This is a genomic window from Corallococcus exercitus (genome assembly GCF_003611585.1).
GTDB lineage: Bacteria > Myxococcota > Myxococcia > Myxococcales > Myxococcaceae > Corallococcus > Corallococcus exercitus.
In genome coordinates this window covers 1-404 of the sequence record NZ_RAVW01000931.1, presented here as the reverse complement: position 1 = coordinate 404, position 404 = coordinate 1, and the positions used below count along the sequence as shown (strand labels likewise).

General features: G+C 78.0%; 1 pseudogene. It reads right to left on the bottom strand.

The window, feature by feature from the left end:
* Positions 1 to 404 (bottom strand): annotated as a pseudogene (locus D7W79_RS44215) (energy transducer TonB); the annotation flags it as partial.

Here is a 404-nt window from a genome sequence, read left to right as displayed (position 1 = left end):
ACGCCACCCACCGCGCCCTCCGGCACGCCCGGCCCCGCGGGCGCCTGCGTCGCGGCCGTGGCCACCTCCGTGACGGCCGGAGTCTCCGCGACCTGCTCCACCACCGGCTCCGGCGTCTCCTTCACCGGCTCCGGCACCTTCGCGGGCACCACCAGCTCCTGCCGCTTCGGGCGGGGCTTCTGCACCACCGGCTTCACGGGCTCCGCGTGCGCCTGCTTCAGCTGCGCGCCACCGCCCAGCGGCGGCGGAGGCGGCGCGTACGCCATCAGCACCAGCTCCGGCTCCGGCTTCACCACCACGGGCGCCGGCCGGTTGGCCATCGTCAGCGCCACCGCCAGCGCCACCACGTGCGCGGCGGTCGCGGCCAGCAGGGCCCCGCTCCAGCGGCCCCACCCACCCTCCAC